8 protein-coding genes and 1 pseudogene are annotated in these 7952 nt (G+C 45.5%); 1 reads left to right on the top strand and 8 read right to left on the bottom strand.

What is annotated here, in order from left to right; genetic code table 11:
* Positions 1–19 precede the first annotated feature (19 nt).
* Positions 20–1570: pseudogene (gene groL / locus ACTIE6_RS12060) on the bottom strand (chaperonin GroEL); the annotation flags it as partial.
* 60 nt (positions 1571–1630) lie between these two features.
* The gene (locus ACTIE6_RS12055; protein WP_031526862.1) at positions 1631–1927 is read right to left on the bottom strand and encodes a co-chaperone GroES; all 297 of its coding nucleotides are present in this window, start codon (positions 1925–1927) and stop codon (positions 1631–1633) included.
* A gap of 234 nt (positions 1928–2161) precedes the next feature.
* On the opposite strand from ACTIE6_RS12055, the gene ACTIE6_RS12050 reads away from it, so the two are divergent.
* On the top strand, positions 2162–2869 hold the full coding sequence (locus ACTIE6_RS12050; RefSeq protein ID WP_439556873.1) for a hypothetical protein: 708 nt from the start codon (positions 2162–2164) through the stop codon (positions 2867–2869).
* A gap of 70 nt (positions 2870–2939) precedes the next feature.
* Here the strand turns inward: ACTIE6_RS12050 and secG are convergent, their stop codons facing one another.
* The 6 genes from secG to ACTIE6_RS12020 form a co-directional block, all read right to left on the bottom strand.
* Entirely contained in the window at positions 2940–3383 is a 444-nt protein-coding gene (secG, locus tag ACTIE6_RS12045) for a preprotein translocase subunit SecG (RefSeq protein ID WP_439556872.1), read from the bottom strand.
* 105 nt (positions 3384–3488) lie between these two features.
* Complete coding sequence (locus tag ACTIE6_RS12040) at positions 3489–4139, bottom strand: hypothetical protein (RefSeq protein WP_439556871.1); 651 nt, start codon at positions 4137–4139, stop codon at positions 3489–3491.
* A 55-nt stretch (positions 4140–4194) separates the two neighbouring features.
* A complete protein-coding gene (lptE, locus tag ACTIE6_RS12035; RefSeq protein ID WP_439556870.1) occupies positions 4195–4749 on the bottom strand; it encodes an LPS assembly lipoprotein LptE in 555 nt (184 codons plus the stop codon).
* Positions 4733–6028 (bottom strand): sigma-54 interaction domain-containing protein, encoded by a 1296-nt coding sequence (locus ACTIE6_RS12030; protein ID WP_439556869.1) that lies wholly within the window; start codon positions 6026–6028, stop codon positions 4733–4735. The genes lptE and ACTIE6_RS12030 overlap by 17 nt, the downstream gene beginning before the upstream one ends.
* Positions 6029–6106: 78 nt before the next feature.
* Positions 6107–7540 carry a tRNA (N6-isopentenyl adenosine(37)-C2)-methylthiotransferase MiaB gene (miaB, locus tag ACTIE6_RS12025; RefSeq protein WP_439556868.1) on the bottom strand — a complete coding sequence of 478 codons (1434 nt, stop codon included), beginning with the start codon at positions 7538–7540 and terminating at the stop codon, positions 6107–6109.
* 151 nt (positions 7541–7691) lie between these two features.
* Positions 7692–7952, bottom strand: a 261-nt coding sequence (locus ACTIE6_RS12020; protein ID WP_439556867.1) for a BamA/TamA family outer membrane protein, incomplete at its 5' end; no start/stop codon positions are given.

Below are 7952 nucleotides of genomic sequence, written 5' to 3'. Positions count from 1 at the left end.
GCTCGTCATCTATTACTCATTCTGTTGTCAACAACAAGCCTGCGATAGATGCTGCGTTTTCAAGAGCCAAACGCGAAACTTTCTTAGGGTCAATGATACCAGCTTCCAGAAGATCTGTGTACACATTGTCTTTCGCGTTGTAACCGAAAGCACCTTGTCCGTCTTTCACTTTATTGATTACAACAGAAGGTTCGCCACCCGCGTTAGAAACGATTGTTCTCAAAGGAGCTTCAAGCGCTACGCGGATGATGTTGATACCAGTTGTTTCGTCTTCGTTGTTTCCTGTTACACCTTCCAGAGCAGCAGTTGCACGGATGAAGGCTACACCACCACCTGCTACGATACCTTCTTCAACAGCAGCACGTGTTGCGTGCAATGCATCGTCAACGCGGTCTTTCTTCTCTTTCATTTCAACTTCTGTTGCAGCTCCGATGTAAAGGATAGCTACACCACCTGAAAGTTTAGCAAGGCGCTCCTGCAATTTTTCACGGTCGTAGTCAGAAGTTGTGTTTTCGATCTGCGCTTTGATCTGGTTTACGCGGCCCTGAATATCCTCAGAGTTGCCTGAACCATTAACCAAAGTGGTATTGTCTTTGTCGATAATCGCTTTTTCGCAAGTACCCAGGTATTCCAAAGTTGCGTTTTCCAATTTGAAACCACGCTCTTCTGAAATAACAGTACCGCCAGTGATGATCGCGATATCTTCCAGCATTGCTTTACGACGGTCACCGAAACCAGGCGCTTTAACAGCAGCTACTTTCAATGCACCACGGATTTTATTTACTACCAATGTAGCAAGTGCTTCTCCGTCAACATCTTCTGCCAGAATAAGCAAAGGACGGCCGGTTTGAGCAACTGCTTCCAACACAGGAAGAAGTTCTTTCATTGAAGAAACTTTCTTCTCAGAGATCAGGATGAATGGACGCTCCAACTCAGCTTCCATTTTCTCAGTGTTGGTTACGAAGTAAGGAGACAGGTAACCACGGTCAAACTGCATACCTTCCACAGTTTTAACTTCTGTTTCAGTACCACGCGCTTCTTCCACAGTGATAACACCTTCTTTACCTACTTTCTCCATCGCCTCAGCGATCATATTACCAATTTCCTCGTCATGGTTTGCAGAGATTGTTGCAACCTGAGCGATTTCTTTTGAAGTAGAGATAACCTTTTTCTGTCCTTCAAGATTTTTTGTGATGATAGAGACAGCTTTGTCAATACCACGTTTCAAATCCATTGGGTTAGCGCCAGCTGCTACGTTTTTCACACCGATTGAGTAAATCGCTTGTGCCAGAACAGTTGCAGTTGTAGTACCATCACCCGCAGAGTCAGCAGTTTTAGAAGCAACTTCTTTCACCAGCTGAGCTCCCATGTTTTCGATAGGATCTTTCAGGTCAATTTCTTTGGCAACAGTAACACCATCTTTGGTGATGCTTGGAGAACCGAATTTTTTGTCGATTACCACGTTACGACCGCGAGGTCCCAATGTAACTTTTACGGCGTCAGCCAATGTGTCCACACCGCGCTTTACTTTGTCGCGTGCTTCTGTGTCAAAAAATATTTTCTTAGACATAACAGTTAATAATTTGAAAAAACTTTAAGAGAAACTTAATGAATAATAATGTCGGGCAGATTAACCGATAATGGCGTAAATGTCCGATTCGCGCATAATCAGGATATCTTTTCCTTCATATGCCAATTCAGTACCTGAGTATTTGCCATACAATACAGTATCGCCTACTTTCACTGTAAGTGGTTCATCCTTTTTACCCGGACCAACTGCCACTACGGTTCCACGTTGTGGCTTTTCTTTTGCAGTATCAGGGATAATGATACCAAATGCAGTTTTTTCTTCTGCTGGCGCTGGCTCTACAAGAACACGATCAGCCAAAGGTTGTACGTTCACTTGTATTTCTGCTAAAGTTGACATAAATATTAAACGTTTGTTTTTTGAGATTTGTCAGTAATAGATTTGACTGACTACCGGTAAGCACAATCTGTGCCAGGCATTTCAGCTCTGACATTTTTTCCGGCGAATGTGACAAATTTGTATTCATCGGCGGGCGCATATAATTATAATGCTATTCGGGTGTCAGTAAAAGTGAATGATTGCTTTGTATTTTGAAAATGCCTAAATTTTATCGGCACCAAATAAGAACGCGCTATGATAAACCTCCCAAAGAACTGGTTGACCGAAGGTGTTTTTGATTTTGAATACAAAAAGTACGTGCTGCTCGCTTATTTACAGCAGATTAACCGGGAGTTCGATATTAACAGGCTGCACCCGCATTTGCCGGACCTGAAATTTCATTTCGATGCCTGTCTGAGTATCCGCACCAACAAGAGCTCCATTAAAACCGCCATTCCCAAAAATCTGACCGGCATTGACCTGAAAACGTGGCAGCTCAAATACGAAGAGACGCACCAGGACGATCCATATATGGAAGATCTGAATTACATTCTTGACTTTGCTATTCCAAGGTTATCCAAAACCATTGACCAGGGTACCGAGCGGTTTACAGAAGTATCAGGAAATGTCAAGATTTCACCTGTGGGAATCGTGCCGCTGCGTTTACAGGAAGGTTACCTGCTGTTTTTGCATACTTTTCAGCCGCTAGTCAGTGTGTTTCAGTACCAGGTTGCATTGTTTGATGAAATGAAGGAGCGCGTGCTCAAAACGCGTTTTCTGGAAACGGTTAGAATCGGAATAGGTTACACAGTTCCGCAGATCAAAGTAGATCTGACTAAAAAGAACAAGTCGCTGCCGAATCCTGCGACTTACGTTATTGAATCCCGGTATGATTATCCTTTGCACGAAACACTCCTGCCTGTGGCGAAGAAGCTGGTAATGAAGGAAATCAATGTCGCTTAGTTGGATTTTGTCCCAAAACAAAAAAGGTCATGATGTTCAAATCATGACCTTTTCCATAAAATCTTAATCCTTACTTTGTTGTGTCAGCTGGTGCAGCAGGAGTTGTTGTAGCGGGCTGAGTTGCTGGTGCTGTACCAGCGGGAGCGGCACCTTCCGTTGCGGCACCTTCCTGTTCAGCACCTGCTGGTGCCGCACCTCCCGGTGTGGGAGCAATTTTTCCGCCTGGTACTACTGCGTTTTGAGCTCTGTCTACATTCACGCTGTTAATTCCACCTGCGCTTTGATTACCTCCAATTACAATGTAGGAGCCAAGAGAGATCAGGATAATTGCACTTGCAAGTCCCCAGGTAATTTGTTCCAGCAAATCGGTTGTTTTCTTTACACCAAACATTTGCGTAGTACCGGCACCGCTAAACTCGCTCGATAGTCCGCCACCTTTTGAGTTTTGAACCAAAACCACCAGAATCAATAACACCGCGACGATCGCTACGAGAATAATCAAACCCAAATACATGCTTTTTTAATTTTGAATGACTGAATGACTGAATGACTGAATGTGTGCTATGCCTGTATATCAAATGACGAACTGAAACTCATAAACTCTGAACTCATAAACTCCTTACGACATCGTATACAGTTCGCTTAATTTTTTCGCAAAGTAATTTCTTTTTTCCGGTTTTTTCAAGATCAATTTTTGGTATATATCAATTGCTTTCTCGATTTTGCCCTGGCGGATCAGAATTTTTGCAAATGCTTCGGTCTCAATGGTTCCTTCCCACGACTCGGCGACTCTGCCGCTTAAATCAATCTCTACCGGTTCGAGGTTATTGTCCTGCCTGTTGATCCGCGGGTTTTTCTTCATAAAACCCTGGATAATCAATTGCTGCCGCTTTTGTTCTTCCGACTTTAAGACAGATGCTGCGGTGGCTTGCTGCTCCACATCTGAGATCAAAATATCTTCACCGTTTTGCGGCTCAATGATTTCGGGGATTTCAGCGGGCTCCTGAACTGTAACAGCAGCTTCATAGCGATCTGTATCATTTTCGATCAGCTGCTGCAATGCAATGCGGCTCAATGCATACACCGCAGCGCGCGGCCGGGTTTCGTCCAGCTTTTCAGAACCTACAGTCGCTTTTGCAAGAAGTGAATGCGCGATCTGGAAGTAAGGAAATGCCTTGATCGTCGCTTCCAGCGCCGGGATCAGGTCGCTGCCAGTTTGTGCGGGTTCTTTAACAAGCCGGTTGAATGTATCTTTCTCAATAATGGCCATAACCGGCTACTCTGTTAGATTTGGAGGGCTGAAATTAAGTAAAATCGACCTGCTCTTACCAGTCGGCGGCTGATTTATTGAAAATCTGCTGCACCAGGTTTTCGCGGATCGTAGGCAAAAGCCGCGCTTCATTCTGGTTTAATGTCTGATCCTGAGGGAAATCGGCATAGTAAGTGAAAGACTGATCAAAGTTCTTGGTTTCGTCTTTTGCATTGGTATACCGAACCTGGATAGTCACATTAAGTCTGTTCAATCCCGCCTGGTCATTTGCTGTTGGAGCGGCCGGCAGGACATCGTATCCTACTACGGAGCCTTCCAAAACAAGGTCGCCGCCGCCGGGCTGACTGGTGAGGCTGGTATTCCGCTGAAAATATTCTTTCAAATCTTCCGTCAACCTTTGCGGCAGATCCGATGGGCCGCCCGCTGTACCCATTGTGAAGTTGAGAATGCTAAATGTCTTAATGTCAGGAGAGAGGTTGGTACCAGTAAACGAATACACGCCGCAACCTGACAGGAAAAACGAGCTGTGTAATACCAACAAAACGGCCAGCACCTTCCTGAAATTCACTGTGCCCACGCTACCGCGCCGAGCCTTATTCTTCAATATCATACTGCTTGATTTTTCTGTATAACGTCCTTTCGGAAATGCCTAATGCATTGGCTGCATATTTTCGTTTGTTGTTGTTCTTCCGCAATGCTTTGATAATCATTTCTTTTTCCTTGTCTTCCAGCGAAAGAGATTCCTCCTCGGCAGACACGTGCACCACATCTTCTATCTCACTGCGTTCGTCAGAATAGCGGTCCAGGTCCACAGTGCGGGGCGGGGGAGGCGAAAGGAGGCGCGCTGGTTCAATCGTCGGCGTGTTAATAGTTGGCTCCATATTGTTGATCGAGCTGAACAACTCCTGATGGTCTTTCAAAATATCACCGCCATACTTTTCATTTTCCAGTACATTCCTGACCAGCTTTTTCAACTCCGTCATATCCCGGCGCATATCGAAAAGCACTTTATACAACAGCTCCCGCTCCGAAAATGAGCTTGCTGAGTCTTCACCATTGCGTAAAGTCACCAGCGCCTTCCGACTCGAAGGCTGAACGGGATTCAGGTAATGATTAAGTCGGTCCGTGCTGATCGGCAGTTCTTTGTCTGTTTCAAGAATCGTGATCTGCTCGGCAATATTTTTGAGCTGCCGGATATTCCCTGGAAATGCATATTGCAGCAACACATCTTTTGCATCTGCATCCAGTTTGACAGGTTTTGTCCGGTAGCGTTCAGAAAAATCGTTTGTAAACTTTCTGAAAAGCAGCAAAATATCTTCGCCACGGTCACGTAGCGGCGGAACGTAAATGGGAACAGTATTCAAACGATAGTAAAGATCTTCTCTGAACTTCCCGTTATTCACTGCATCCAGCAGGTTTACATTTGTGGCCGCGACCACGCGCACATTCGTTTTCAAAACTTTCGACGAACCTACACGTATATATTCGCCGTTTTCCAGCACGCGAAGCAATCTTGCCTGTGTCCCCAGCGGCATTTCGCCTACTTCATCCAGGAAAATGGTACCTGTATTGGTAGTTTCAAAATATCCTTTACGTGCATCCAATGCGCCTGTAAATGCTCCTTTTTCGTGCCCGAATAATTCAGAGTCAATTGTTCCCTCCGGGATAGCCCCGCAGTTGATCGCAATAAATGGACCGTGTTTGCGCGAGCTGAGACTGTGTATGATCTTAGATAAGGATTCTTTCCCGCTTCCGCTTTCCCCTGTTATCAGCACGGTAAGATCGGTGGCTGCCACCTGGATCGCCACGTTGATAGCGTGGTTAAGTCCCGGCGACGTGCCGATAATACCAAAGCGGTTTTTAATGGATTGTATTTCAGTAGGATTCATTCAAATAGCTGTTCGCAATAGCCACTGGCTCCTGGCTATTAAGGTAAAAAGCCGGGAGCTTGTCCGGCTTTGTAATAATTATAAAACGGCTTCCACTTCGGCCACGATTTTTCCTCTCAAAGTGGCAGCCGTGCATTCCGTGATCAGTACGTGTACATAATCACCTTTTTTAAAGTTTTCCCGTGGAAAAATCACCTTTTTACCTTGGTCGATCCTGCCCGAAAAATCCTCTGCGGATCGTTTGGATGTTCCTTCAATGAGCACTTTCTGGACCGTACCGATCAGTCTTTTATTTCTTTCCAATGAAATGCGCTGCTGAACGTCAATCATCTCCGCCAGTCTTCTTTGTTTCACATCGGCAGGTATATCATCTGCAAATTTTTTGGCGGCCAAGGTGCCTGGACGTTCGGAGTATGAGAACATATACCCGAAATCAAATTGAACGTATTCCAGCAGGGATATCGAATCCTGGTGCTCTTCCTCAGTTTCTGTGCAAAAGCCCGTGATCATATCATGCGAAATCCCGCATTCATCGCCGAGTATCCGGCGAATGCTGTCTATTCTGCCCAGGTACCACTCACGGTCGTACGTCCGATTCATCAAATCAAGAATCCGGCTATTGCCGCTTTGAGCGGGCAAATGGATGTATTTGCAGATGTTATCGTACTTTTTAATGGTATACAGAACTTCATCCGTAATGTCTTTCGGGTGAGAAGTACTGAACCTGACCCTTAAATCCGGGTGAACCTGCGCAACCATTTCAAGCAGCTGCGCAAAGTTGACGCTGTTCTCCCATTTGTAGCTGTCGACATTCTGGCCGAGCAGAGTCACCTCGCGGTACCCGTCGCGGAACAGGTCAGCCGCTTCTTTTACAATGGAAAAAGGATTACGGCTGCGCTCGCGGCCACGCGTAAATGGTACCACGCAAAAGCTGCACATATTGTCGCATCCCCGCATAATGGATACCATCGCAGTTACGCCATTGGAGTTCAGGCGGATCGGAGCGATATCGGCGTAAGTTTCCTCTCTTGATAAAAACACATTTACCCCTTTTTGTCCGCTGCCGGCTTCCATAACCAACCGTGGCAGATCGCGGTAAGCGTCAGGGCCGGACACGATATCCACCATTTTTTCCTCTTCCAGCAACTGCGCTTTCAACCTTTCTGCCATGCACCCCAGTACGCCGATCAGTGTACCCGGTTTTCTTTTCTTGATAAAATTCAGGTGCATTAACCTGTTACGCACTTTTTGCTCGGCATTGTCGCGGATCGCGCAGGTATTCAGGAATATCAAATCGGCATCTTCCACATCGGAGGTAGTAGCATACCCTGCATCCCGCATGACCGACGCCACGATTTCGCTGTCAGAAAAATTCATCTGGCAGCCATAACTTTCTATAAAAAGCCTCTTTTTATTGGACGCAGGCTCGTTTTCTGAAATACGGACAGTCTCACAAGCCTCTTTATCCGCGTCCGTCAAAATTTTCAGTGAATTGGCAACTCTTTGCTCCATTGGTAGGGTTCTTAAAACACTTTTTTAAATCTGCTTGAAGCAGTAAACAGGATCTTTAACCGCATTAAACAGCAGCTGAAAGATTACAAATATAACAAGAAAAGGAAGAAAACTGACAAACTGTCATGGAATGTGACCGGCGGAAAGCAGGTCAGAACGGATAACCTACACCCAGATTGATGTTCAGGAAATTAGGTTGTGTTTTGTTGAACAGCTTGTTGAATTGCAATTCGTCGAGTACAAATTTCTGAACAGCAGGATCATAAACCTTGATCCCGAAATCAAACCGCAGGATAAAAAAGGACAAATCATAACGGATTCCAAACCCGGTACCAACTGCAATCTCACGCGCAAAACTGGCGGCTTCAAACTTCTGTGATTCAGCCGCTGTACTGTTCAGGTTCCAGACATT

Origin of the sequence: Dyadobacter sp. (assembly GCF_051859145.1) — a bacterium.
Taxonomy (GTDB): Bacteria; Bacteroidota; Bacteroidia; order Cytophagales; family Spirosomataceae; genus Dyadobacter.
The sequence above is the reverse complement of the archived record's forward strand: the minus strand, read 5'-3'. Positions and strand labels throughout refer to the sequence as shown.

Coding starts and splice junctions, on each gene's coding strand:
- lptE (WP_439556870.1), bottom strand. CDS start 4,749: ATGATATTGAAGAATAAGGCTCGGCGCGGTAGCGTGGGCACAGTGAAT.
- ACTIE6_RS12040 (WP_439556871.1), bottom strand. CDS start 4,139: ATGGCCATTATTGAGAAAGATACATTCAACCGGCTTGTTAAAGAACCC.
- miaB (WP_439556868.1), bottom strand. CDS start 7,540: ATGGAGCAAAGAGTTGCCAATTCACTGAAAATTTTGACGGACGCGGAT.
- ACTIE6_RS12055 (WP_031526862.1), bottom strand. CDS start 1,927: ATGTCAACTTTAGCAGAAATACAAGTGAACGTACAACCTTTGGCTGAT.
- secG (WP_439556872.1), bottom strand. CDS start 3,383: ATGTATTTGGGTTTGATTATTCTCGTAGCGATCGTCGCGGTGTTATTG.
- ACTIE6_RS12030 (WP_439556869.1), bottom strand. CDS start 6,028: ATGAATCCTACTGAAATACAATCCATTAAAAACCGCTTTGGTATTATC.
- ACTIE6_RS12050 (WP_439556873.1), top strand. CDS start 2,162: ATGATAAACCTCCCAAAGAACTGGTTGACCGAAGGTGTTTTTGATTTT.